The following is a 25629-nucleotide window of genomic DNA, read 5'->3' on the forward strand; positions in this document are numbered from 1 at the left end:
TGGTTTATCGGCGATTGGCGGTTACCAGAACTCCACCAGAGGACTACCATGGCCGCCCGGAAGTGGTCACACGCGCTGCCGGCCATTCGCCGAAAAGGTACGCGCCATGAATAGTCCCATCCTAACCCGTCGTCCTGTCGAGGTGTTCGCATGAGCACCGCGCAAATCAGCCTGCCCAAAGGCGTTGGCCCACATGCCGAAAAGCTTTTCGACGCGATCACTCAGGCCGCTACGGCTGAAGAGCTGAACCGCGCAGGCGGCAAGGCCGAAGGTTTTGTCCTCGGCCTGGAAAGCACCAAGGCCATCAAGAGCCAGGTCGCCGAATCGCTCTACGTCGTTTATGACGATGCGGCGACTCAGCGTGCAGCGGAACTGGCTTAACCGCCGAAGGTGAAGGTGCCGAGCATCAGTTTGGCGTAGAGCATCGTCGCACCCAGTTGCACCAGCCACAGCGCCAGCCCGCCGAGAAACACCCCGGCCGCGACTTGCAGCACCAGGTTGTTGCCGCGTTTGGCCGGGGCGCGGGGGATGAAGTCATCCAGATCGTCGCGGTCGGCGCGCAGGTCATCGTTTTTCATGTCGTCTCTCTGAAATATCGTTTGGGTGCAGTCTAGAGGGTGTAGCGGTTTTTCTTCAGACAAATAAAAAACGGGAAGCCCGAAGGCTTCCCGTTTTCAGTGCGGCGCCGGATCAGATGACCTGAACGATGGCGTCCGTCACGGCTTCGATGTTGCTCTGGTTCAGCGCGGCGACGCAGATGCGGCCGGTGTCCAGGGCGTAGATGCCGAACTCGTTGCGCAGGCGGTGAACCTGTTCGGTGGTCAGGCCGGAGTAGGAGAACATGCCGCGCTGACGACCGACGAAGCTGAAGTCACGCTGCGGGGCTTTCTTCGCCAGCAGAGCAACCATCTGCTCGCGCATGCCACGAATGCGCAGGCGCATTTCAGCCAGTTCGGCTTCCCACTGAGCGCGCAGTTCCGGGCTGTTCAGCACGGCGGCGACGATGCTTGCACCGTGGGTCGGCGGGTTGGAGTAGTTGGTGCGGATCACGCGTTTGACTTGCGACAGGACGCGGGCGCTTTCTTCTTTCGATTCGCTGATGATCGACAGCGCACCGACGCGCTCGCCGTACAGCGAGAACGACTTGGAGAACGAGCTCGATACGAAGAAGGTCAGGCCGGATTCGGCAAACAGACGCACGGCAGCGGCGTCTTCGGCGATGCCGTCACCGAAGCCCTGGTAAGCCATGTCGAGGAACGGTACGTGACCTTTGGCCTTGACCGCTTCCAGCACGTTGTTCCAGTCCGCCGGGCTCAGGTCGACGCCGGTTGGGTTGTGGCAGCAGGCGTGCAGCACGACGATCGAGCCGTTCGGCAGGGCGTTCAGGTCTTCGAGCAGGCCGGCACGGTTCACGTCGTGGGTGGCGGCGTCGTAGTAGCGGTAGTTCTGCACCGGGAAACCGGCGGTTTCGAACAGCGCGCGGTGGTTTTCCCAGCTCGGGTCGCTGATCGCCACTACGGCATTGGGCAGCAGTTGCTTGAGGAAGTCGGCACCGATTTTCAGTGCGCCGGTACCGCCGACGGCCTGAGTAGTGACAACGCGGCCAGCCGCCAGCAGTGGCGAATCATTGCCGAACAGCAGCTTTTGCACGGCCTGGTCATAGGCCGCGATGCCGTCGATCGGCAGGTAGCCGCGCGAGGCGTGCTGAGCGGCGCGAAGGGTTTCGGCTTCGATGACGGCGCGCAGGAGTGGAATTCGCCCCTCTTCGTTGCAGTACACACCCACCCCGAGGTTGACCTTATTGGTCCGGGTATCGGCGTTGAATGCTTCGTTGAGGCCCAGGATTGGATCGCGGGGTGCCATTTCGACAGCGGAGAACAGGCTCATTTTTACGGCAGCTCTGAATGGAGAGTGGAGGGACGTGTCGCGCTCCAGCCGAATGCACTAGAGCGGTGCACAAACGGGGAGCTAGTATAGAGGCCATCATCGATCAATGGCGACAGGCGATTCGGCTTTTAAGGTAAGTTTTTCCGATTATTTCTCGACCGTTAGTCGAATGGACTTGTCGGAGACTTTACCGGATGTAGGACGTTTGCCTTGAAAGGCGAGGCAATCGGCTCCACATTCAGCACAATCTTCGTTTTTTCTTGCGCGACATCGGTCGTTTGCGGTCATTCTCGTGGTGCTGCGGTTTGCCAGCAGCGTCGCGATTCCAGAGGTGTTTATGTCTGAATTCCAGCTCGTCACCCGATTCGACCCTGCCGGCGATCAGCCTGAAGCCATTCGCCTGATGGTCGAAGGCATCGAAGCCGGTTTGTCGCACCAGACGCTGCTCGGGGTGACCGGGTCGGGCAAGACCTTCAGCATCGCCAACGTCATCGCCCAGGTGCAGCGCCCGACCCTGGTGCTGGCGCCGAACAAGACCCTGGCCGCGCAGTTGTACGGCGAGTTCAAGTCGTTCTTTCCGAACAACGCCGTCGAGTACTTCGTTTCCTACTACGACTACTACCAGCCCGAAGCCTATGTGCCGTCGTCCGACACCTTTATCGAGAAGGATGCGTCGATCAACGACCACATCGAGCAGATGCGTCTGTCGGCGACCAAAGCGTTGCTGGAGCGCAAGGATGCGATCATCGTCACCACGGTGTCGTGCATCTACGGTCTGGGCAGCCCGGAAACCTATTTGAAAATGGTCTTGCACGTCGACCGCGGCGACAAGCTCGACCAGCGTGCGCTGGTGCGGCGCTTGGCCGACCTGCAATACACCCGCAACGACATGGATTTCGCCCGTGCGACCTTCCGGGTGCGCGGCGATGTGATCGACATCTACCCGGCGGAATCCGACCTCGAAGCGATCCGCATCGAGTTGTTCGATGACGAAGTGGAGAGCATTTCCGCGTTCGACCCGCTGACCGGCGAGGTCATCCGCAAGCTGCCGCGCTTCACCTTCTATCCGAAAAGCCACTACGTGACGCCGCGGGAAACCCTGCTCGATGCCATCGAGGGGATCAAGGTCGAGTTGCAGGAACGCCTGGAATACCTGCGCAACAACAACAAACTGGTGGAAGCCCAGCGTCTGGAGCAGCGCACCCGGTTCGACCTGGAGATGATCCTCGAACTCGGTTATTGCAACGGCATCGAAAACTACTCGCGCTACCTGTCCGGGCGTCCGGCCGGGGCACCGCCGCCGACGCTTTACGATTACCTGCCGGCCGACGCCTTGCTGGTGATCGACGAATCCCACGTCAGCGTGCCGCAGGTCGGCGCGATGTATAAGGGCGACCGCTCGCGTAAAGAGACCTTGGTGGAATACGGCTTCCGCCTGCCATCGGCGCTGGACAACCGGCCGATGCGCTTCGACGAGTGGGAAGGGGTCAGCCCGCAGACGATTTTCGTCTCGGCCACGCCCGGCAACTACGAAGCCGAACACGCCGGCCGGGTGATCGAACAGGTTGTGCGCCCGACCGGTCTGGTCGACCCGCAGGTTGAAGTGCGTCCGGCGCTGACCCAGGTCGACGATCTGCTCTCGGAAATCACCAAGCGCGTCGCGGTAGAGGAGCGAGTGCTGGTCACCACGCTGACCAAGCGCATGGCCGAAGATCTGACCGATTACCTGGCCGATCACGGCGTGCGCGTGCGTTATCTGCACTCGGACATCGACACCGTCGAGCGGGTCGAAATCATCCGCGACCTGCGCCTCGGCACGTTCGATGTGCTGGTGGGGATCAACTTGCTGCGTGAAGGCCTGGACATGCCGGAAGTGTCGCTGGTGGCGATTCTCGACGCGGACAAGGAAGGTTTTCTGCGCTCCGAGCGCTCGCTGATTCAGACCATCGGCCGGGCGGCGCGTAACCTCAATGGCCGGGCGATTCTCTACGCCGATCGCATCACCGGTTCGATGGAGCGGGCGATTGGCGAAACCGAGCGCCGTCGTGACAAGCAGATCGCCTTCAACCTGGCCAACGGCATCACGCCGAAGGGCGTGTTCAAGGACGTCGCCGACATCATGGAAGGCGCCACCGTGCCCGGTTCGCGCAGCAAGAAGCGCAAGGGCATGGCCAAGGCCGCCGAAGAAAACGCCAAGTACGAAGCCGAACTGCGCTCGCCGAGCGAGATCACCAAGCGCATTCGCCAACTGGAAGAGAAGATGTACCAGCTGGCCCGCGACCTGGAATTCGAAGCGGCCGCGCAGATGCGCGACGAAATCGCCAAGCTGCGTGAGCGGCTGTTGGTCGTTTAACGGATCATTCCCACGCTCTGCGTGGGAATGCAGCCCTGGACGCTCTGCGTCCGCTCAAGGTTAATGTGCCTCGCCGGCCTTCAGTCCGGCGGGCAATTTCTTGGTCAGCAAAATCGCCAACATGCTGATCCCCAGCGCAATCCCGACAAAATGAAACGCATCGTTGTAGGCCATGATCAGCGCCTGCTGATGAACGATCTCGCTCAACTTGCCCAACGCCGCCGTGTCACTGCCGAACCGATCGGTCATCGACGCCAGGCGTTCGGCAACCTGCGGATTGGTCGGCACCACCGCTTCACGCAGATAATCGAAGTAGGTCTTGGTGCGCGCGTCCAGCAGCGTTGCGAGCAGGGCGATGCCGATGGCGCCGCCGAGGTTGCGCAAAATGTTGAACAGGCTCGACGCCGAGCCCGCGTCCTGCGGCAGGATGTACGCCGTGGCGATCAGTGAAATAGTCACCATGATCAGCGGCTGGCCCAAGGCGCGGATAATCTGGATCTGGTTGAACTGCGGCCCGGCGAAATCCGGGTTGAGCACGCCGGAGGAAAAACTCGCCAGCCCGAACAGGCCGAAACCGATCGTGCACAGCCATTTCGGCGAGACGAATTTCATCAGTTTCGGCACCAGCGGAATCAGAAACAGCTGCGGCACGCCCATCCACATGATCACTTCGCCGATCTGCAGGGCGTTGTAGTTCTGGATCTGCGCCAGATACAGCGGCAGCAGATAGATCGAACCGTACAGCCCGACGCCCATGCCGAGGCTGGAAATGCTCGACAGGCCGAAATTGCGGTTGCGCAGGATCCCGAGGTTGATCAGCGGATTGGGCTTGGAAATCTGCACGATCACAAAGGTGATCAAACTCAGCAGGGCGATGCTGCCCAGCGTCACGATCAGGCTCGATTCCAGCCAGTCCTTGCGATGGCCTTCCTCGAGAAAAACCTGCAAGCAACCGAGGCCGACGCCCAGCGTGAGAATGCCGGTGTAATCGGTGCTTTTCAGCAGCTCCCAATGCGCTTCTTTCTTCTCCAGCCCGTACATCAGCCCGGCGATCATGATCAGCCCCGGCGGGATGTTGATATAGAAGATGTACTCCCAGCCCCAGTTTTCCGTGAGCCAGCCGCCGAGGGTCGGGCCGATGGACGGGGCGAAGGTGGCGGTCATGGCAAACATCGCCATGCCTTTGGCGCGGTGGTGTTCGGGGAGTTTGATCAGGGTCAGGGTGAACGCCAGCGGGATCAGCGCGCCGCCGGTGAAACCCTGCATGGCGCGAAACACGATCATGCTCTCCAGGCTCCAGGCCATTGAGCACAGCAGCGACGAAATCAGAAACCCCAGCGACACCCACACTGCCAGCCGCCGTGCCGACAGCAACTGCACCAGCCAGGCGGTCAGCGGGATCATGATGATTTCCGCCACCAGATAAGACGTCGAAATCCACGAGCCTTCTTCCAGCGTCGCCGAGAGGGCGCCCTGAATATCCTTGAGCGACGAGTTGGTGATCTGGATGTCGAGCACCGCCATGAAGGCGCCGAGCATCACGCTCATCACCGCAATCCAGTCCCGCCGGGTCGGTTCGCCGACCGGGCGGATCAGTGAATCACCGGCCATTGTCAGGGGCGTCTTTGATGTTCACGGTGGCGGTGACGGACATGCCCGGACGGATCTTGCCGTGCAGCGGGTTATCGGCCTTGAACGTCAGCTTGACCGGAATCCGCTGTACGACCTTGGTGAAGTTGCCGGTGGCGTTGTCCGGCGGCAACAGGCTGAACTGCGCGCCGGAGGCGGCGAACAGGCTGTCGACCCGGGCCTCGATCGGCGTATCGCCGTAGGCATCGAAAAGCAGCTCGGCTTTCTGGCCCGGCTGCATGTGACCGATTTGGGTTTCCTTGAAATTGGCCTGCACCCAAATGTCTTCGTCCGGAACGATTGAAAGCAGATAGGCGCCGGCCTGCACCACCTGACCATTGCGCGCCGCGCGCTGGCCGATCAGGCCGCTGATCGGTGCGTGGATTTCACTGCGCGTCAGGTTCAGTTCGGCCTGGGCGAGGTCGGCGCGGGCGTTGGCGATCTGCGCGTCGAGGCGTTTGATTTCGGCCGTAAGTGCATTGACTTGCTGGCGCTGGCTCTGGGCATCGGCCTGGGCCTTGGCCACTTGCGAGCGAGCGATGTGGGCGTCGGCGGAAAGGGTGGTGACCCGCTCCTCGGAGACGTAGCCGGGTTTACGCAGGGTTTCTGCCCGCGACAAATCCATCTGCGAGCGCCCGAGGGTGGCTTGCGTGGTTGCCACTTGTGCATCGCTGGCGGCGATCAGGCTCGATTGCTGAGTCAATTTGCTCTGGGCCTGCAGGCGTTCGGCTTCGCGGGTGGCGAGGGCGGCATTGGCGCGATCGACAGCGAGGCGGAAATCATTCGGTTCGAGACGGATCAGCAACTGGCCTTTTTCCACATGCTGGTTGTCCTGCACCAGCACTTCCTCGATGCGTGCGCTCAACTGGCTCGATACCCGGGTGATTTCACCCTGGACATAGGCGTTGTCGGTGCTTTCATAAAAGCGTCCCTTGAAAAACCAATGGGCGAAAAAGCCCCCGGCAATCAGCAGGACCAGCAACAGGAAAATGAACAGGCGACGCTTGAGTTGGGCAGGCATGGGCAAACTGTAGTCGAGGAATTGTAAGGAAAGTTATCAGCAGGCGAATCTGGCACACAGCCGATGAGCGGTAAATGCCGTCTGTTGATATTCGGCCATTCACCACGGCCAACGGGCGTTCCAGACGCAACCTTGGCTTAAATGCCCTGCCCGCTGGAGCGGGGCGGGTGTCGCCTGTTACCATTCGCCGCTTGATCGTTCTTTGCTTTTCATTCTTTTCGAGACATGCCATGACCACCGTCCGCACTCGCATCGCGCCATCGCCTACCGGGGATCCCCACGTAGGTACCGCTTACATCGCACTGTTCAACTACTGCTTTGCCAAGCAGCACGGCGGTGAGTTCATCCTGCGGATCGAAGACACCGATCAATTGCGTTCGACCCGCGAGTCCGAACAGCAGATCTTCGACGCCCTGCGCTGGCTGGGTATCGACTGGAGCGAAGGCCCGGACGTCGGCGGCCCGCACGGTCCTTACCGTCAGAGCGAGCGCGGCGACATCTACCAGAAGTACTGCCAGCAACTGGTCGACATGGGCCACGCCTTCCCGTGCTTCTGCACCGCCGAAGAGCTGGACCAGATGCGCGCCGAGCAAATGGCTCGCGGCGAAACCCCGCGTTACGACGGCCGCGCGCTGCTGCTGTCCAAGGAAGAAGTCGCCCGTCGCCTGGCTGCCGGCGAGCCGCACGTGATCCGCATGAAGGTGCCGAGCGAAGGCGTCTGCGTGGTCCCGGACATGCTGCGTGGCGATGTCGAGATCCCGTGGGATCGCATGGACATGCAAGTGCTGATGAAGACCGACGGCCTGCCGACATATTTCCTGGCCAACGTAGTCGACGATCACCTGATGGGCATCACCCACGTGCTGCGTGGCGAAGAATGGCTGCCGTCGGCGCCGAAACTGATCCTGCTCTACGAGTACTTCGGCTGGGAACAACCGGAGCTGTGCTATATGCCGCTGCTGCGTAACCCGGACAAGAGCAAGTTGTCCAAGCGCAAGAACCCGACTTCGGTGACGTTCTACGAGCGCATGGGCTTCATGCCTGAGGCGATGCTCAACTACCTGGGCCGCATGGGCTGGTCGATGCCGGACGAGCGCGAGAAGTTCTCGCTGCAGGAAATGGTCGACAACTTCGATCTCAAGCGTGTGTCGCTGGGCGGGCCGATTTTCGATATCGAGAAGCTGTCGTGGCTCAACGGCCAGTGGCTGCGTGATCTGCCGGTGGAAGAGTTCGCCGCTCGCGTACAGAAGTGGGCGTTCAATTCCGAATACATGATGAAAATCGCGCCGCACGTTCAGGGCCGCGTCGAAACCTTCAGCCAGGTTGCACCGCTGGCCGGGTTCTTCTTCGCCGGTGGCGTGAACCCGGATGCCAAGCTGTTCGAATCGAAAAAGCTGTCGGGCGATCAGGTGCGTCAACTGATGCAACTGATCCTGTGGAAGCTGGAAAGCCTGCGTCAGTGGGAGAAGGACAGCATCACCGCGACGATTCAGGCGGTGGTTGAATCCCTCGAGCTCAAACTGCGTGATGCGATGCCGCTGATGTTTGCTGCGATCACCGGGCAGGCGAGTTCGGTGTCGGTGCTCGATGCAATGGAAATCCTCGGGCCGGACCTGACCCGTTTCCGTCTGCGCCAGGCGATTGACCTGCTGGGCGGCGTGTCGAAGAAAGAAAACAAAGAGTGGGAAAAGCTGTTGGGCGCCATCGCCTGATTGCGTTTGACTCTGCGGGACGCGCCGAAGGTCAGGATCTTTTGATCCTGTCCTTCGGTGTTTTCCCCCGAATTTACGGGGGGAGGGCGGTAAGTGATTGTAATGCCGACAAAAAATTTTGAATTTTTTCAAAAATAAGTTTGACAGCCTTTCGATACGCCCTTAAGATTCGCCCCGTCCTCAGCGATGACATCAACGATGAGGGGCTATAGCTCAGCTGGGAGAGCGCTTGCATGGCATGCAAGAGGTCGACGGTTCGATCCCGTCTAGCTCCACCAATTTACACTTCGGAGCCTGGCCACACCGGCTTCGAAGCGATCAACACTCAGCGTTGGTCAGTTGTATAGAAGGGTTTGCGTCCCCTTCGTCTAGTGGCCTAGGACACCGCCCTTTCACGGCGGTAACAGGGGTTCGAGTCCCCTAGGGGACGCCAGTTTTGCAGAAGCGATGTTGCAAGATGTCGCTCCGCCGAGAGGCGAAAAATCCGGGGCTATAGCTCAGCTGGGAGAGCGCCTGCATGGCATGCAGGAGGTCAGCGGTTCGATCCCGCTTAGCTCCACCAATTTACAGTTCAAGGTCTGGCCACACCGGCCTTGAATCGATCGGTACTCAGCGCTGATCAGTTGTATAGAAGGTTTGTGTCCCCTTCGTCTAGTGGCCTAGGACACCGCCCTTTCACGGCGGTAACAGGGGTTCGAGTCCCCTAGGGGACGCCACGATTGCCCGCTTTGCGGGATTTTATAAGGGTCATTCAATTATTGAATGGCCCTTTTGTTTGTCTGGCGTTTGGCCAAATCCTCTTTTTCCTTAACACTGTGCTTCAGACCAGCGGTCACGCGTGTGACTTGCGGAATATTATTATGAGAATAATATTGCTATCGTAATATTCGGAGGCGACGATGAACGACAAGAAAGCTCAAACCCGCGAACGCATTCTCAAGGCCGCCAGTGCTGCACTGATCCAGCGCGGTCCGGCTGAACCGAGCGTGGGCGAAGTGATGGGTGCGGCCGGCCTGACCGTCGGCGGCTTCTATGCCCACTTCGAAAGCAAGGACGCCATGATGCTTGAGGCGTTCAAGCAATTGCTTGGTCGCCGTCGCGACCTGATTGCCGACATGGACAGCGAGCTGACCGGTGAAGAGCGCCGCGCCCTGGTGGCTGCGTTTTACCTGTCGCGCAAGCACCGCGATTCCAGCGATTCGGCCTGCCCGATTCCGGCCTCTATTGGCGAGTTGGGCCGTCTGCCGGAGGCCTTTCGGATTGCGTTGAACGAACACTTGGAATTGATGATTGCGCAGTTGGCCGCAGCGCCGGAAGACACCGACAAAGCGTTGGCCGACGTGGCCTTGATGGTGGGTGGCCTGGCGCTCGCGAGGGCGTTGGGTCCTGGGGATTTATCCGATCGATTGCTGCGCGCCGCCAAGTCGGCGGTGCGTTGACCTGAAGGCTGCAAGCCCGGGGAGAGAGCGATGAGCACGTTGAAGTGGGTTCGCGGCGTTAATGGCACCTTGGGCTGGTTCGCACCGAAACTGGTGGCGAGCAAAATGCGGTTGGCGTTCATGACGCCGCGCGTGAATAAACCGAGGGACTGGGAATTGCCGCTGCTGGCGAAATCCGAACGCATCACCTTGCGCTTCGGTCTTTCGGCCCTGCGCTGGGGGCAAGGCCCGACTGTTTTGCTGATGCACGGCTGGGAAGGGCGGCCCACCCAGTTTGCCGCGTTGATCACCGCGCTGGTTGAAGCGGGTTACACCGTTGTCGCGCTTGATGGCCCGGCCCACGGTCGCTCGCCGGGGCGTGAAGCCAACGTGGTCCTGTTCGCTCGAGCGATGCTTGAAGCCGCTGCCGAATTGCCTCCGTTGCAGGCTGTCATCGGTCACTCCATGGGCGGCGCCAGCGCCATGCTGGCGGTGCAATTAGGATTGCGCACCGAAACCCTCGTGAGCATTGCCGCTCCGGCGCGAATTCTTGGTGTTTTGCGCGGGTTTGCCCGTTATGTCGGCATGCCGCCCAGAGCTCGCTCGGCGTTCATTCGGCAAGTCGAGCAGGACGTCGGGATGCGCGCCGCCACCCTCGATGTCGCCCACTATCAACTGGATATGCCAGGCCTGATCGTGCATGCCGAGGACGACACCTTCGTCTCGGTCAAGGAATCCCAGCTGATCCACGAATCCTGGTTCGACAGTCGCTTGCTGCGCCTGGAAGCCGGCGGCCATCAACGCGTGCTGGCCGACCCTCGGGTGATTGATGGCGTGTTATCACTGCTGGCCGGGCGCAGCCTTCAGGCGCGGCAATCGGCGTAGTCATCCGTTACACTGCCCCGGTTGAATCATCTGACCGGGAGTAGGGCATGGGCTGGGATCGGGCAACGCCGTTTACCATTGATCTGCAAGTGGGCGCCGAGGACATCGACGGGTTGGGCCACGCCAACAACGCGGTCTATGTGACCTGGCTCGAGCGCTGCGCCTGGCGCCACTCACAGCGTCTGGGTCTGGATCTGGTCGAGTACCGGCGGCTGGATCGGGCGATGGCCGTGGTGCGACACGAAATCGATTACCTGGCCGCTGCCTACGAAGGCGATGAACTGCAACTGGCGACCTGGATCGTCGATTGGGATCAGCGCCTGAAAATGACCCGTCACTTCCAGCTGATCCGCCCCAGCGACAACGCCACGCTGCTGCGCGCCCAGACCACCTTCGTCTGCATCGAGCTGTCCACCGGCAGGCCCAAGCGCATGCCTGCCGAGTTCATCGAGGGCTACGGCCCGGTCATACAGACGGCGGACATGGGTTTAGCTCGCGAAACCCAGTAAACTGCCGCACGTTTTTCCTTGAGTGTGTGTTCCCCATGCAAATTGCTCTGGCGCCGATGGAAGGGTTGGTCGACGACATTCTGCGCGATGTCCTGACCCGTGTCGGCGGTATTGACTGGTGCGTGACCGAGTTCATTCGGGTCAACGACCAGTTGCTGACCCCGGCCTATTTCCACAAATTCGGCCCTGAACTGCTCAACGGTGCGCGCACCGCTTCCGGCGTGCCACTGCGCGTGCAGTTACTGGGTTCCGATCCGGTGTGCCTGGCGGAAAACGCGGCGCTGGCCTGCGAGCTGGGCTCTGAAGTGATCGACCTGAACTTCGGCTGCCCGGCCAAGACCGTCAACAAGTCCCGTGGCGGTGCGGTACTGCTCAAGGAGCCGGAGCTGCTCAATCAGATCGTCGAACACGTGCGTCGCGCCGTGCCCGCACACATTCCCGTCACCGCCAAGATGCGCCTGGGGTTCGACAGCCCGGACGGCTCGCTGGTGTGCGCCACGGCGCTGGCCGAGGGCGGCGCCGAGCACATCGTGGTTCACGCCCGCACCAAGGTCGACGGCTATAAGCCGCCGGCGCATTGGGAGTGGATTCCGCGCGTGCAGGACGTGGTCAAGGTGCCGGTGTTCGCCAACGGCGATATCTGGAGCGTCGACGACTGGCGCCGCTGCCGGGAAATCAGCGGCGTCGAAGACATCATGCTCGGTCGCGGCCTGGTGTCGCGTCCGGATCTGGCCCGTCAGATCGCCGCCGCCCGTGCCGGCGTGGAAGTCGTCGAAATGACCTGGGCCGAACTGATGCCACTGATCCAGGACTTCTGGCTGCAAGCCAAAGCGCAAATGACCGCGCGCCAGTCGCCGGGCCGTTTGAAACAGTGGCTGGCCATGCTGACCCGCAATTACCCCGAGGCCGTCGAGCTGTTTACCGTGCTGCGCCGGGAGACCGAGCCGGATCAGGTCTCGCGTTTACTGGGTTTGCCGGTCGCCGAAGCCGCCTGAAAAAAATCTTCAAACGATCTCTTGAAAACAAAACGCAGGTCCCTATCTAAGGGTTACGCGATGCCGAATTCGGGTCGCGGAGACAAAAAAACTTGCTGATTGTTTTCAGGAGATTTGAATCATGAGTACTGCATTTTCCCTCGCTCCACTGTTCCGTTCCTCGGTGGGTTTCGACCGTTTCAACGACCTGTTCGAAACTGCCCTGCGCAACGAGCCAGGCAGCACCTATCCGCCTTACAACGTGGAAAAACACGGTGACGATCAATACCGCATCGTCGTGGCGGCGGCCGGTTTCCAGGAAGAAGACCTGGAACTGCAAGTCGAAAAAGGCGTGCTGACCATCAGTGGCGGCAAGCGCGATGCCAACGAAGGCGTCACGTTCCTGCACCAGGGCATTGCCCAGCGTGCATTCAAGCTGTCCTTCCGTCTGGCCGATCACATCGAGATCAAGGCCGCCGGCCTGAGCAACGGTCTGTTGAGCATCGACCTGTTGCGCGTGATTCCGGAAGAGGCGAAAGCCAAGCGCATCCCGATCAACGGAGCGCAGCCGGCACTGCAGCACTGAGTCACTTGCAGAAACAAATCGTCTGAACGGGCGATAAGCCGCTGAATGAAGGCCCCGATACGTCGGGGCCTTTTTTTGTGGGCGCAGGAAAATGGCTGTTCGACTTTGCCGCCAGCGGCGGTTTCTCTACAATCCGCCGCAGTTTTGCCGACCCCATCCTTATCGGTCGGCCTGGAGCCTTTTTTCATGGACGATATTCAACAGCGCTGGCTGTGCGCCCTTTCTGCGCCAATGGCAGCGCTCAACACCGGCGCCGGGTATGACGACCCTGCCTTCTGCGACGACCGCTACATCGATCTGAAAGGCAGCTGGGGAATCGATGACCGGCGGCAATTGTTCGACATGCTCCAGTGGATGACGGACGACGGACATGCAAAGCACCTGAGTGGTGCCTATTTGGCATGGCAACGTTGTCTGCCGAGTGAATGGCAGCGCCTGCTCGAAGAGCTGAGCCCTCGCGAGCGGGTTCTGCATGAGTTTGCCAGTCGCACTTTCGGCGGTTGCGGTCCAGGAGGGATCTTGTCCTGGGATTACGGGCGAATGGGGTTTCTCTTGCGTTGCGCAGTGCGCAATCAGTGGATTGATCTGGCCGAAAGCAACTGGCTGCACAGCCGTTTAGCCGTCAGGGCGCAATTTCACTACGGTAGCTGGATGTCCTACTTCAATGGCTTTGTTGTGGGGCGTACGTTTTGGTGTTGCCTGGACACAAGCGACGACGAGCTGGCTTGCGAGCTGGAGCGGCAAGGGGACAGTGCTCATAACCTGCGGATCACCCGCGGCCTCGCCCAGAACATCCCGCACTTTCTGGCCGACCTGCCCTGGCACATGGAGATTGATCTGCTGCCCCGCCCTGCATCGCTCAAGGAGTTCGACTGGTCATGAGTTGCTGGATTCGACTGGGCATCGAGCCCACCTCCGACGAAACCCGGATTCGTGATGCCTACCGCGCATGTTTGCCGTCGCATCATCCGGAAACCGATCCTGAAGGATTTCAGGCGCTGCGCATGGCCTACGAAAACGCGTTGCGTCTGGCGCGTGAAGACGAGGAAGAAGCGCCCGAGGAAAAAACTGAAGAGTCAGGGCAGGAGGTTGTCGAGATCCCGCAGGCGTTCGCGGATTTCTGCGAGTTGCTTGACGATCCCGCGCGGCGTTTCAACTTCGAGGCGTGGCAGGCATTTGTCCGGGTGCTGGACGAGCTGTCGCTGGAGCAGCTCGATGAACTCAGTTGGGGTCTCTACCACCGGATGGCCGATGCCGGCCCGCTGTCTTACCGCTGCGCGAATTTGTTGGCCAAGCGTATGGCCTGGCATCAGCAGTTACTGGATCTGGAATTCAACGACGCGCATCGGGTGGAAGCCTTTTTGCAGCGAATCGAAACGCCTGACCCGTTCGATACCGATCTGATGAGCGCCTGGTCAGTGGCTGCGCAAACCGAAACACTCTGGTACGCCCGCAGTCTCGACTTTATTTTCACCCAGCGTCCCCTCCATGAATTCGCCGACTTCGCCAGCCAGCACACGTGCCTGCCGTTGCCGGATGATGCTGTGTTCATGAAACGTTTACTGGTGCAGTTCACCCAAGCGGGCATCGGTGCACCGATATTTTTGCAGTGCTGTGTCGAAAAACAGCTGGAAGCACCGGATGACGTGGACTGGCTTTACCTGTTGGCGTGTCAGAGCAGTCTGCTGGGGCGGGACGATCAGGCATTGCCGTGCTGGATCCGACTGTGGAACGAGTTCCGCCATCCGATGGCCGAAAGTCGTCTGCTGGAATTGTGCGCCAAGCGGCAACCGACTTTTCTGCCTCTGCTGATTCAGGCGTTCGATTGTCTGGGCGATTTCTCCGAGTGGCCTGCGGATCTCGGGGATGACGCCCAGGTATACGGCAGTCCGTCACAACGTCCCGAGACGCTGAACCGTTGGTTGGGTGTCGGGCGGTTGAAGCTCGATAGCCTGGCGCAAAGTTTTGTCGATTGGCGCATGACAGGCGATGAGCTCCCGTTGCTTGCCCAACTGCTGGGTGAGAATGCCGACAGCCGGCTGCTGCAACTGTACCGGCATGCCTGGGCGCTGCATCGCGGTGATGCGGTCTTGCTGCAGCGGATTCTGGATCAGCCGCTTCCGGTCGATGCGCTCGAATGCCTGGTGTTGAGCGGGTTCAAAGTTCAGGCCGGGCAGCATCTGCGCTGGTTGGCGAATGCGCCGATTGCGCAGGTGATGAGCGCCTTCAGCGAAGCGGATTCAACATCGGAGCAATTGCCGCAGGAACTGACAACAGGCGAGCTGCACAAGGTCTGTCGCCTGTGGCTGCGTCGCTTGCGGCCCTACAGTTACACCGCCCTGGAGCGCATCGCTGAAGCGTTCAAATTGGGTGCCGTCAAAGACGACTGTGACCTGTCCGAACTCGATCTGCTTTTTCAGTTGAGCCGTCGCGGGATCGGGTTGCCGTCGGTCGGGCTGGGGGAGGCAGTGTGGGAGTGGCACGCTCAAACCATGTTTTTGCTGGCGTTGCTGGATCAGCCGGAACGTTGTCTGCAATTGATCGATGGGCAGTGCCTGGAGCGTCTGCCGTTCAGTCCGGCTCATCCCTTGAGCCGATTGCAGCCACTGTTGCGCCGTTTGCAACGCGAGCAAGGCAATTGCGACGGTTTACTGGGCTGGCTGCAAGGCAATGATCCGGTGCACGGCTTGTTGGTGCAGCAATTGTTCAGCGTTCAGCAGGCACTCGACAGCGCCCGATTGCCTGCCAACACCCTGCTTTACACCTGCATCGAAAGCGATCGCGCTGCATGTGGCGACGATCTGTTGGGGCTGTTGATGTTCTGGGGCGTGCTCTATCACGACCCGAGCCTGAGCGCCGAGCAGCACCGTGCGTTGTTGCAATCCATCGCGGCGGTCAGTTGCGAAGACGACTGGTTCGAAGGGTTTCGTGACGGCTTGATCAAAGGCGAGCCACTGTGGCCGCCGCGCAAGGTGTTGACGGATTTCGGGGTCGACAAATTGTTGGCGTACGAGTCTCTCGATGCGCTCAAGGCCATGGTTCGCTATGGCGCTGCCGGAGTGCCGAAAACGCGAGTACTGCGCCAATTGCAGCAGGGCAAGGATGACGTGCAGAACAGTATCGGCTTGCGCCTGGCGCTGTGTGCCTTGCTGTCCTGGTCGGAGCGTTTGATGCTGGCCAAAAGTGATATTCAGCCGGTGCCTGCTGGGGCGATCTGGCGCCTGGGGTCGCGGCTGGGGCGCAAGGCTTTTATCGCTCAGGTTCTGGGGTGTGTAGTGATTGCGCCGGTGGCAGCTCTGATCAGCGGTGCCACGTTCTTTGGCATTCCGATTCTGTTACTCAGTGTTCTGTTGTTATTCGGCGCCACTCTGCGTCGTTTGCACGACATGGGTCGAGGTTTGCCCACGTTGCTGATATTCATGGCCTTGTCGCCGATCTTGCCGTTCCTGCCGCTGCTGCTGTTCGGCTTTCCCGGTGACAAGTTGCCCAACCGATATGGCGTGCCACCGGACAGCGGCGCTGGCGAGATGCTGTCCGGTGGTCTGCAGGCTGCTCTGCGGCGACTCAACGGCTAGAGGCGCAGCTGGTCCAGAGCCTTGTTGAGCTCTGAGCGGTGGCTGGCGATCTCTGCCGGCTGCTGTCCGGCGAGTACCGTGGTGAAGTTGTGCAGCCACTCGGCAATGTGTTCGCGCTGCGTGCCCAGACTTTGCATCCATGCCCGCTCCAGACGGGCCAGCAGTGTGCGGTTGGGTAATGCATCGCGTGGATGGACCTTCAGCGTCGACAGTCGGTTATGGCTGTCTCTGCGCGCTTGTTCATCCAGCCCGGTGGGACTGCGATCGATGCTGTGGCTGTGGCGTTCGCCGGTCTCGAGCATCGTGACATCGACTTCGAGCAAGCCGTTGATGTCGTAACTGAAGCGTACGTCCAGCTCCTGAATGTTATCGGTGGGCGTCAAGGTGACATCGAAAGCGTCAATGAGGATGTTGTCACGTACCCACGGGCGCTCACCCTGATAAACGGCAATGCGCAGCAGCTCCTGTCGGGGGTGGGTTGTGTGGTAGCGCTCGACCCGTGACGTCGGAATGATGGTGTTGCGTTCGATGATCGGCGAAAAGGCGCCGTCGATGCCTTTGCCACGCATGGTTGCGATGCCCAGCGTGTAAGGGCAGACATCGGTCAGGATCAGCTCTTCGATCGCGCCATCGCGCGCCTTGCAGGCCGCTTGCGTGGCCGCACCCAGTGCAACGAGGGTGTCGGGATCAAGATGCCGGTAGGGCAGGCGTCCGAACAGGGTCGCGACCATCTGTTGTACCGCAGGCATCCGCGTTGCCCCACCCACCAGCACCAGACTGTCAAGATCCCGTGGTTTCAGGCGCGCATCGCGCAGGGCCTGTTCGATCGGCGCGCGCAGCCGCGCCAGCAATGGTTCCCAGATCTTCACGGCAGCGGGTTCGTCCAGCGACCACTCGTACAGTTTGTCGGCATGGCGCCAGTTCAACGATTGAGTGCCTTCGCCGAGTTTGCATTTGAGTTGTTCCAGGGCATCGCCCAGGCTGGCCATGCCTTGCGGATCTATCATCGACGGGGTCAATTGCCAGTTTTTCAGACAGGCATTCAATAGTGCATCGGTAAAGTCTTCGCCCCCCAAAAAGTTGTCCCCGGTGGACGCATGCACTTCAATCAGCGGCAACGCATATTCCAGGACCGTGACATCGAACGTCCCGCCGCCCAGATCGAAGATCAGCGTGCGTTCGAATTTCTGCTCGTGCAGCCCATACGCCATCGCGGCGGCGGTCGGCTCGTTGATCAGTCGGGAGACCTTCAGGCCCGCCAGTTCGGCGGCGAACAGGGTGCGTTTGCGTTGTTCGTCACTGAAATACGCCGGCACGGAAATCACCGCTTCAGCCACCGGGTGGCCGAGAAAAGCCTCGGCGTCCTGCTTGAGTGAGCCAAGTACCAATGCCGATAACTCTTCCGGGCTGAAGGTTTGTGTGCCGAGGTCGATCTGCCTGTCGCTGCCCATGAAGCGCTTGAACGCGGCGGCTGTACGTTCCGGGTGGGTTGTCAGGCGTGCGCGTGCAGCCTTGCCGACCAGAATGGTCCCGTCTTCATCGAGGCTGACCACCGACGGGGTCAGCACCTCGCCGAGGGCGTTGGGGATCAATCGGGCCTGACCGTCCTGCCAGACGGCGATCAAACTGTTGGTGGTGCCAAGGTCAATGCCCAGCAGGGCCGGGCGGGGGAGGGATGCATCCTGCATGATCGATCTCGAAACAGCGCGAAAAAACGTGACCCTACAGGTTGCCGCCAACCCTGGCAATTACCGGCCTGGGTCAATACTTGCGACAAGCAATCGCAGGTGTCGGGTCATTCCAGCAATCCCTTCAATCCCTCCAGCGGCAACGGCCGACTGTGCAGATAACCCTGATACAAATGGCAGCCCAACCCCTGAAGGAAGGCCAGCTGTTCCGGGGTTTCCACGCCTTCGGCGATCACTTCCAGTTCCAGGCTGCGGGCCATGGCGACGATGGCGCGGATGATTTCGGCGTCGTTGGGGTCGGTGGTGGCGTCGCGGATGAATGACTGATCGATCTTCAGCGTGTCCACCGGCAGTCGTTTCAGGTACGTCAGCGATGAATAGCCGGTGCCGAAATCGTCCATGGCAAAACTCACGCCGAGTTTTTTCAGGCGGCGCATTTTGCTGATGGTGTCTTCCAGGTTCTGGATGACGATGCCTTCGGTGATTTCCAGTTTCAGCAGCGAGCAGGGCAGACCGTGGCTGCTCATGCTGTGTTCGATGCGCTCGACGAAGTCGTTCTGGCGGAACTGCCGGGGGCTGATGTTCACGCACAGGCTGAAGGCCAGAGGGTCGATCAGTTTTTCGGCGATCAATTGTTTGAAGGCTTCGCACGCCTCGTCGAGGATCCAGGTGCCGACTTCCAGAATCAGTCCGCTGTCCTCCAGCACCTTGATGAATTCGGTAGGCGATTGCGCGCCGAGTTCCGGGTGATTCCAGCGTACCAGGGCTTCGGCGCCGATGATGCGGTTGTCCTGGGCGTCGATTTGCGGTTGGTAATGCACGTCGAATTCGCCCCGGGCCAGCGCCAGACGCAGGTCGGTCTCCATGCGCAGCCGTTCGCTGGCCGCTTTCTGCATGGTGTTGTGATACATCTGCGTGGTGTTGCGCCCCGAATCCTTGGCGCGGTACAGCGCAATGTCGGCGCGTTTGAGCAGGTCGGTCGGGGTCGAACCGTGATCGGGAATCAGCGCCACGCCGATGCTCGGCGTCACTTGCAGGCGCTGTCCGTCGAGGAACATCGGCTCCGACAGCAACTCGCGAATGGTGTCGGCCAACTCGCGCACCTGAGCGCTGACTTCGTTGCGCGTGCCTTCCAGGCCACTGAGCAGCACCACGAATTCATCGCCACCGAGCCGCGCCACGGTGTCTTCCATGCGCACGCTGGCTTCAAGCCGTGCGGTGATGATTTTCAGCACCGTGTCGCCGACCGGATGCCCCAGCGAGTCGTTGATGTGCTTGAAGTGATCCAGGTCGAGAAACAGCAGCGCCCCGCGCAGGTTGTGGCGCTTGAGCAGGGCGATCTGCTGGCTCAGGCGATCCATCAGCAGTGCGCGGTTGGGCAGGTTGGTCAGCGGGTCGTGATAGGCCAGATGGCGGATCTGCGCCTCGGCGTTCTTCAGCAGGCTGACGTCCCGGGCGGTCAACAGCAGACAGGCGGTTTCGTTGAGAGTGATCGGCTCGACCGAGACTTCCACCGTCAGGATCTCGCCGCGCTTGTTGCGCCCGAGCATTTCCTGATGATGTACGCGGCCCTTGATCTGTAGCTCGGCCAGCAGTGCCGAACGCTGTTTTTCCTCGGCCCAGATACCGACCTGATACACGGTTTTGCCCACCACTTCGTCGGCGCGATAGCCGGTGAGGCGGCAGAAGCCGTCGTTGACCTCCAGATAGCGCCCGGTATCGCGCTCGGTGATGGTGATCGCGTCGGGACTGGAGTGAAACGCCTTGGCGAATTTCTCTTCGCTGGCCTTGAGCGCCGCTTCCGAGCGCTGTTGCTGGGTAATGTCGCGCAGCGTGGTGACGATGCACGGCTGGTTGCCGACGCTGATCTGGCGGCTGGAAATCACGCAGGTCAGCGACTGGCCGTCCTTGTGCTGGACGATGATCGCAACATTGCTCAGGCCCTGTTCGCGGATCACCCGTTCGATGCGTTGCAGGCTTTTCGCCGAGGCGTCCCACAAGCCGATTTCTTCGGCGGTGTGGCCGATCACATCGCTGGCGCTCCAGCCGAAGGTCTGGGAAAAGCTGGAGTTGATCTCGATGAATTCCCCGGTTTCCTGGCGCGTGACGCAGATCGGGTCGGGGCTGACCTGGAACAGCGTGGCGAATTTCTCTTCCGAAGCCACCAGCCGTTGCTCGCGTTCAACCTGATCGGTGATGTCCAGCAGGGTGCCGGCCATCCGCAGCGGTACGCCGTTGTCGTCGCGATAGAGGCGGGCGCGGCTTTCCAGATAGCGCGAGCTGCCGTCCGGCAGTTGCACGCGGTAAGTCAGCTGATAGTTGCCGGCCGGGCCTTCGCGCAGGCTGCGATAGGCGTCGCGCATGCTGTCGCGTTCTTCGCCGGGGACGCCCTCGAAAAACTCTTCGAAGGATTCATGGAACGGTTTCGGCTCCAGGCCGTGTAATTGCGCAGCGCGGGCCGAGCCGTAGAGCATGCCGCTGGGAATGTGCCAGTCCCAGGTGCCGAGTTGCGCCGAATCCAGCGCCAGGTCGAGGCGTTCCTGGCTGTCTTTCAGGGCATGTTCGGCGGCTTTTCGTTCGGTAGTGTCGAGAAAGGTGCTGAGCAGGTAAGGCTGGCCTTCGAGTTCGACCTTTTGCGCGCTGAGGATGCCGTCGTGGATCTGGCCGTTGCTGGCGCGGAACTGCACCTCCATGCTGACCAGTTCACCCTTGGCCTTGGTTTTCTTGACCAGCTCCGCCCGTTGCTCGGGATGCACCCACAGGCCCAGTTCCAGGGTGGTGCGCCCGATGGCGCTTTGTACCGGCCAGCCGAACAGACTTTCGAAATACTGGTTGGCCTCGCTGATCAGGCCGTCTTCCTGGCGGGTCAGCAGCACCATGTTCGGGCACAGATGAAACAGTGTCGCAAAACGTTTCTCCGAACTGCTGAGCGCCTGTTCCCGTTGCCGCTGGTGGGTGATTTCGCGGATCACCCCGATCATTCGGGGTCGACCGTGTTTGTCGGGGAGCAGGCTGCCGTTGATCTCCAGCCAGTGCAGGCTGCCGTCGGGCCAGCGGATGCGGTGGTGCATTGCCTGCTCCAGCGGCGCGCCGGCAATCACGGCGTGGAAGGCGCGGATGGTTTTCGCCCGGTCTTCAGGTGGCAGCAGGTCGAGGTATTCCAGGTCTTCGGGCAGCGGTTGCCGAGGATCAAAGCCGAACAAGGCCTGAGTGCCGCGTGACCAGCTGATCTGCCCGCGCTCGATATCCCAGTACCAGGCGCCGAGCCGGGCACCGTTGAGCGCCGCGAGCAATTGCGGCGCGCTCTCCCAGCTCTGCTCGGATCGCCGTGGATCAATGGCCTGAATACGCGGCATCGGCGGAATACGGTCAACAGATTTCGGCATTGTTAAGGGGCCTTGAGCTGATTTGGGCGTTTGGCACAGGGGCGGCAGCTCTATAGGAGTAGCACAAGTTAGCCGAGAGTCCCTGGCAGATCGATTTGAGCGTCCAGCAGGGCCATAAACGCCCGTGCAGCATTCGACAGCGTCCTTTCAGTGTGCAGGATATAGCCTAGCTGGCGACTGAGCTGTATGCCCGGCAAAGGTATGCGCGCCACCTGTTCATCGAGCATCGTGCGCGGCAAAACGCTCCAGGCCAGGCCGATCGACACCATCATCTTGATGGTTTCCAGGTAGTTGGTGCTCATGGCGATGTTCGGCGTCAGGCCCTGAGCCTCGAACAGACGTTGGACAATATGGTGAGTAAAGGTGTTGCCGCCGGGGAAAACCGCCGGATGGCCGGCAATGTCCGCCAACGTGACGGCGCCGTTGCTGATCAATGAATGTTCCGGGGCCACCACGAAATCCAGCGGGTCGTCCCAGACGGGCGTGGCCTTGACCAGCGTATGCGGCTCCGGCGCGAGGGTGATGACCGCCAGTTCCGCCCGGCCGTGGAGAATTTCCTCGTAGGCCACTTCCGAATCGAGAAACTGAATATCCAGCGCCACCTGTGGGTAGCGGCGGGTGTATTCCCTCAATAATGGCGGCAGACGGTGCAGACCGATGTGGTGACTGGTGGCCAGGGTCAGGCGGCCGGTGACTTCGCCGGTCAGGTTGGTCAGGGCGCGGCGCGTGTCGTCGAGCACGTTGAGAATCTGGTAAGCCCGTGGCAGCAGGGCCCGGCCGGCCTCAGTCAGGCCCACTTCGCGACCGAGCCGGTCGAACAGCCGCACATTCAATTGCTGCTCCAGTCCGGCGATGCGTTTGCTGATCGCCGGTTGCGTCAGGTGCAGCCGTTCGCCGGCACCGGAGAAGCTTCCGGTCTCGGCAATCGCGATAAAAGCATTGAGGTTGGCCAGGTCCATGTTCGTATTCCAGTTGGTTATCCAAAGCATAAAAAATATGAATTTGAGTTATTTAATCTAACCCCATAGGATCCGCCTCACAAGCCAAAGGGTTATTGATAAGCCCAGGGCATAGAAACAAGCTGATGAGGAACCGTCTGATGGCCGGCAAAACGCTCTACGACAAGCTCTGGGATTCGCATTTGGTCAAGCAGCGCGACGATGGCTCGGCGCTGATCTATATCGATCGTCACATCATCCACGAAGTGACCTCGCCGCAAGCCTTTGAAGGCCTGCGTCTGGCCGGGCGCAAGCCGTGGCGCATCGATGCCAACATCGCCACCCCGGACCACAACGTACCGACCACCCCGGAGCGCAAGGGCGGCATCGAAGCCATTGCCGACCAGGTCTCGCGTTTGCAGGTTCAGACCCTCGACGACAACTGCGATGAGTACGGCATCGTCGAATTCAAGATGAACGATGTGCGCCAGGGCATCGTTCATGTGATCAGCCCGGAGCAGGGCGCGACCTTGCCGGGCATGACCGTGGTCTGCGGCGACTCGCATACCTCGACCCACGGCGCGTTCGGCGCCCTGGCTCACGGTATCGGTACTTCCGAGGTCGAGCACGTGCTCGCCACCCAGTGCCTGGTCGCCAAGAAAATGAAGAACATGCTGGTGCGCGTCGAAGGCCAATTGCCGTTCGGCGTGACCGCCAAGGACATCGTCCTCGCGGTGATCGGCAAGATCGGCACCGCCGGCGGTAACGGCCATGCCATCGAATTCGCCGGCAGCGCGATTCGCGACCTGTCCATCGAAGGCCGCATGACCATCTGCAACATGTCCATCGAAGCCGGCGCCCGTGTGGGCCTGGTGGCGGCGGACCAGAAGACCGTGGATTACGTCAAGGGTCGTCCGTTCGCACCGAAAGGCGCCGAGTGGGATCTGGCGGTCGAGTCCTGGAAAGACCTGGTGTCCGACGCCGACGCGCATTTCGACACCGTGGTCGAGCTCGACGCCGCGCAGATCAAGCCGCAGGTCAGCTGGGGCACTTCGCCGGAAATGGTCTTGGCCGTCGATCAGAACGTGCCGGACCCGGCTAAAGAGATGGATCTGGTCAAACGCGACTCGATCGTCCGCGCCTTGAAATACATGGGTTTGACCGCCAATCAGGCGATCACTGACATTCAGCTCGACCGCGTATTCATCGGCTCCTGCACCAACTCGCGGATTGAAGACTTGCGCGCTGCGGCGGTGATCGCCAAGGGTCGCAAGGTTGCGTCGACCATCAAACAGGCCATCGTGGTGCCGGGCTCGGGTCTGGTGAAGGCCCAGGCCGAGGCCGAAGGTCTGGACAAGATCTTCCTCGAAGCCGGTTTCGAATGGCGCGAGCCGGGTTGCTCGATGTGTCTGGCGATGAACCCGGACCGTTTGGAGTCCGGCGAACATTGCGCCTCGACCTCCAACCGTAACTTCGAAGGCCGTCAGGGCGCCGGTGGCCGTACCCACCTCGTCAGCCCGGCCATGGCCGCTGCGGCGGCGGTGAACGGTCGTTTCATCGACGTTCGTGAATTGATCTAAAGGAGCGCAGCATGAAAGCTTTTACCCAGCACACTGGTCTCGTCGCGCCTCTGGATCGTGCCAACGTCGACACCGACCAGATCATTCCGAAGCAGTTTCTGAAGTCGATCAAGCGCACCGGTTTCGGCCCGAACCTGTTCGACGAGTGGCGTTACCTCGATGTGGGTCAGCCGTATCAGGACAACTCCAAACGTCCGTTGAACAAGGAATTTGTGCTCAACGCCGAGCGTTATCAAGGCGCCAGCGTATTGTTGGCCCGCGAGAACTTCGGTTGCGGCTCCAGCCGTGAACACGCGCCGTGGGCGCTGGAAGAATACGGTTTCCGCAGCATCATCGCGCCGAGCTATGCCGACATCTTCTTCAACAACAGCTTCAAGAACGGTTTGCTGCCGATCATCCTGAGCGATGCCGAAGTCGACGAGCTGTTCAAGCAGGTCGAGGCCGAACCGGGCTATCAGTTGCAGATCGATCTGCACGAGCAGACCGTCACCAGCCCGAACGGCAAGGTCTACCGCTTCGAGATCGACGCCTTCCGCAAACACTGTCTGCTCAACGGCCTGGACGACATCGGCCTGACCTTGCAGGACGGCGATGCGATTGCCGCGTTCGAAGCCAAACATCGCGCTAGCCAGCCGTGGTTGTTCCGCGACGCGTGAATCTGAAAGGTTGAAACCCAGAAAAGGACGTACCCATGACCAGCACCGCCCAGCACAGTCAGGTTGTACAGAAGCAATTCGGTGAACAGGCCGCCGCCTACCTGAGCAGCGCCGTTCACGCTCAAGGCACTGAATTTGCGCTGCTGCAGGCTGAGTTGGCGGGGCAGGGCGAGGCGCGGGTGCTGGATCTGGGTTGCGGCGCCGGGCACGTGAGTTTTCACGTTGCCCCGTTGGTGAAAGAAGTGGTGGCCTACGACCTGTCGCAGCAGATGCTCGACGTGGTGGCCGCCGCTGCTGTTGATCGCGGTTTGAGCAATGTGTCCACGGTCAACGGCGCCGCCGAGCGTCTGCCGTTTGCCGATGGCGAATTCGACTTCGTGTTCAGCCGCTATTCGGCGCACCATTGGAGCGATCTCGGTGTGGCCTTGCGCGAAGTGCGTCGGGTGCTGAAGCCGGGTGGCGTGGCGGCGTTCATCGATGTGCTGTCGCCGGGCAGTCCGCTGTTCGACACCTATTTGCAGAGCGTCGAAGTGCTGCGCGATACCAGCCATGTACGCGATTATTCGGCCGGTGAGTGGTTGCGCCAGGTCAGCGAGGCCGGTCTGCACACCCGCAGCACCACGCGTCAGCGCCTGCGTCTGGAGTACAACAGCTGGGTCGAGCGCATGCGCACGCCAGAGGTGATGCGCGCCGCGATCCGCCAGTTGCAGCAGTCGATGGGCAACGAAGTACGCGAATATTTTGAGATTGAGGCCGATGGTTCGTTCAGTACAGATGTACTGGTGCTCTGGGCTGAAAAGTAATCCTGAAACGATAAGTATTTTTCCGGGCG

20 protein-coding genes and 4 tRNA genes are annotated in these 25629 nt (G+C 60.7%); 17 read left to right on the forward strand and 7 right to left on the reverse strand.

The features are described from left to right. Window positions 1-150: 150 nt before the first annotated feature. Window positions 151-381 (forward strand): hypothetical protein, encoded by a 231-nt coding sequence (locus ACEN93_RS26640; RefSeq protein WP_007956420.1) that lies wholly within the window; start codon window positions 151-153, stop codon window positions 379-381. Here the strand turns inward: ACEN93_RS26640 and ACEN93_RS26645 are convergent. Together ACEN93_RS26645 and ACEN93_RS26650 are read right to left on the reverse strand one after the other, a co-directional pair. Beyond that, a complete protein-coding gene (locus ACEN93_RS26645) occupies window positions 378-578 on the reverse strand; it encodes a hypothetical protein (RefSeq protein WP_007956421.1) in 201 nt (66 codons plus the stop codon). The two genes, ACEN93_RS26640 and ACEN93_RS26645, sit on opposite strands and share 4 nt — an antisense overlap. Before the next feature lie 112 nt (window positions 579-690). Further along, window positions 691-1887, reverse strand: a complete 1197-nt coding sequence (locus ACEN93_RS26650; RefSeq protein WP_039770139.1) for an amino acid aminotransferase — start codon at window positions 1885-1887, stop codon at window positions 691-693. Window positions 1888-2224: 337 nt separating this feature from the next. On the opposite strand from ACEN93_RS26650, the gene uvrB reads away from it, so the two are divergent. Further along, window positions 2225-4240, forward strand: a complete 2016-nt coding sequence (gene uvrB / locus ACEN93_RS26655; RefSeq protein ID WP_495610708.1) for an excinuclease ABC subunit UvrB — start codon at window positions 2225-2227, stop codon at window positions 4238-4240. A 60-nt stretch (window positions 4241-4300) separates the two neighbouring features. Here uvrB and ACEN93_RS26660 read toward each other — a convergent pair whose 3' ends face one another. Together ACEN93_RS26660 and ACEN93_RS26665 are read right to left on the reverse strand one after the other, a co-directional pair. After that, window positions 4301-5851: an MDR family MFS transporter gene (locus tag ACEN93_RS26660; RefSeq protein WP_129973130.1), complete on the reverse strand. Its 1551-nt coding sequence runs from the start codon at window positions 5849-5851 to the stop codon at window positions 4301-4303. Then, window positions 5841-6890, reverse strand: coding sequence for an HlyD family secretion protein (locus ACEN93_RS26665; RefSeq protein ID WP_064594815.1), 1050 nt, complete (start codon window positions 6888-6890; stop codon window positions 5841-5843). The genes ACEN93_RS26660 and ACEN93_RS26665 overlap by 11 nt, the downstream gene beginning before the upstream one ends. Window positions 6891-7120: 230 nt before the next feature. Between ACEN93_RS26665 and gltX the strand changes: the two genes are divergently transcribed. From gltX to ACEN93_RS26725, 12 genes are all read left to right on the forward strand, one after another. Beyond that, window positions 7121-8602, forward strand: coding sequence for a glutamate--tRNA ligase (gltX, locus tag ACEN93_RS26670; protein ID WP_007956429.1), 1482 nt, complete (start codon window positions 7121-7123; stop codon window positions 8600-8602). A 202-nt stretch (window positions 8603-8804) separates the two neighbouring features. Beyond that, a tRNA-Ala gene (locus ACEN93_RS26675) sits at window positions 8805-8880 on the forward strand. Window positions 8881-8959: 79 nt separating this feature from the next. Then, window positions 8960-9035 (forward strand) — tRNA-Glu (locus tag ACEN93_RS26680). A gap of 53 nt (window positions 9036-9088) precedes the next feature. Further along, a tRNA-Ala gene (locus ACEN93_RS26685) sits at window positions 9089-9164 on the forward strand. A 78-nt stretch (window positions 9165-9242) separates the two neighbouring features. Further along, window positions 9243-9318 (forward strand) — tRNA-Glu (locus ACEN93_RS26690). A 183-nt stretch (window positions 9319-9501) separates the two neighbouring features. Then, window positions 9502-10041 (forward strand): TetR/AcrR family transcriptional regulator, encoded by a 540-nt coding sequence (locus ACEN93_RS26695; protein WP_039770145.1) that lies wholly within the window; start codon window positions 9502-9504, stop codon window positions 10039-10041. 30 nt (window positions 10042-10071) lie between these two features. Beyond that, complete coding sequence (locus ACEN93_RS26700; RefSeq protein ID WP_085612829.1) at window positions 10072-10905, forward strand: alpha/beta fold hydrolase; 834 nt, start codon at window positions 10072-10074, stop codon at window positions 10903-10905. A gap of 47 nt (window positions 10906-10952) precedes the next feature. Beyond that, window positions 10953-11414 carry an acyl-CoA thioesterase gene (locus tag ACEN93_RS26705; protein WP_103386614.1) on the forward strand — a complete coding sequence of 154 codons (462 nt, stop codon included), beginning with the start codon at window positions 10953-10955 and terminating at the stop codon, window positions 11412-11414. 35 nt (window positions 11415-11449) lie between these two features. Beyond that, window positions 11450-12409 carry a tRNA dihydrouridine synthase gene (locus ACEN93_RS26710; RefSeq protein WP_103386615.1) on the forward strand — a complete coding sequence of 320 codons (960 nt, stop codon included), beginning with the start codon at window positions 11450-11452 and terminating at the stop codon, window positions 12407-12409. Window positions 12410-12530: 121 nt separating this feature from the next. Then, window positions 12531-12974 (forward strand): Hsp20 family protein, encoded by a 444-nt coding sequence (locus tag ACEN93_RS26715; protein ID WP_011333344.1) that lies wholly within the window; start codon window positions 12531-12533, stop codon window positions 12972-12974. A gap of 186 nt (window positions 12975-13160) precedes the next feature. After that, complete coding sequence (locus tag ACEN93_RS26720; protein WP_039770152.1) at window positions 13161-13856, forward strand: DUF1266 domain-containing protein; 696 nt, start codon at window positions 13161-13163, stop codon at window positions 13854-13856. Then, complete coding sequence (locus ACEN93_RS26725; RefSeq protein WP_495610709.1) at window positions 13853-16549, forward strand: J domain-containing protein; 2697 nt, start codon at window positions 13853-13855, stop codon at window positions 16547-16549. The genes ACEN93_RS26720 and ACEN93_RS26725 overlap by 4 nt, the downstream gene beginning before the upstream one ends. Here ACEN93_RS26725 and ACEN93_RS26730 read toward each other — a convergent pair. The 3 genes from ACEN93_RS26730 to ACEN93_RS26740 all read right to left on the reverse strand — a co-directional run bounded on the left by ACEN93_RS26730 (window position 16546) and on the right by ACEN93_RS26740 (window position 22582). Next, window positions 16546-18237, reverse strand: coding sequence for an Hsp70 family protein (locus ACEN93_RS26730; RefSeq protein ID WP_414882485.1), 1692 nt, complete (start codon window positions 18235-18237; stop codon window positions 16546-16548). The two genes, ACEN93_RS26725 and ACEN93_RS26730, sit on opposite strands and share 4 nt — an antisense overlap. 107 nt (window positions 18238-18344) lie before the next feature. Beyond that, entirely contained in the window at window positions 18345-21623 is a 3279-nt protein-coding gene (locus ACEN93_RS26735) for a bifunctional diguanylate cyclase/phosphodiesterase (protein ID WP_039770156.1), read from the reverse strand. Between the two features lie 68 nt (window positions 21624-21691). Then, window positions 21692-22582 (reverse strand): LysR family transcriptional regulator, encoded by an 891-nt coding sequence (locus tag ACEN93_RS26740; protein WP_007956444.1) that lies wholly within the window; start codon window positions 22580-22582, stop codon window positions 21692-21694. A 140-nt stretch (window positions 22583-22722) separates the two neighbouring features. Here ACEN93_RS26740 and leuC point away from each other — a divergent pair, with 140 nt between their 5' ends. The 3 genes from leuC to ACEN93_RS26755 are packed head-to-tail and all read left to right on the forward strand — an operon-like array spanning window position 22723 to window position 25600. Then, a complete protein-coding gene (leuC, locus tag ACEN93_RS26745) occupies window positions 22723-24141 on the forward strand; it encodes a 3-isopropylmalate dehydratase large subunit (protein ID WP_074687686.1) in 1419 nt (472 codons plus the stop codon). A gap of 11 nt (window positions 24142-24152) precedes the next feature. Continuing rightward, a complete protein-coding gene (gene leuD / locus ACEN93_RS26750; protein ID WP_064594825.1) occupies window positions 24153-24797 on the forward strand; it encodes a 3-isopropylmalate dehydratase small subunit in 645 nt (214 codons plus the stop codon). 35 nt (window positions 24798-24832) lie between these two features. Further along, window positions 24833-25600: a class I SAM-dependent methyltransferase gene (locus tag ACEN93_RS26755; RefSeq protein ID WP_115077206.1), complete on the forward strand. Its 768-nt coding sequence runs from the start codon at window positions 24833-24835 to the stop codon at window positions 25598-25600. Window positions 25601-25629 lie beyond the last annotated feature (29 nt).

The sequence above is a fragment of the Pseudomonas sp. Pseusp21 genome (assembly GCF_059492145.1).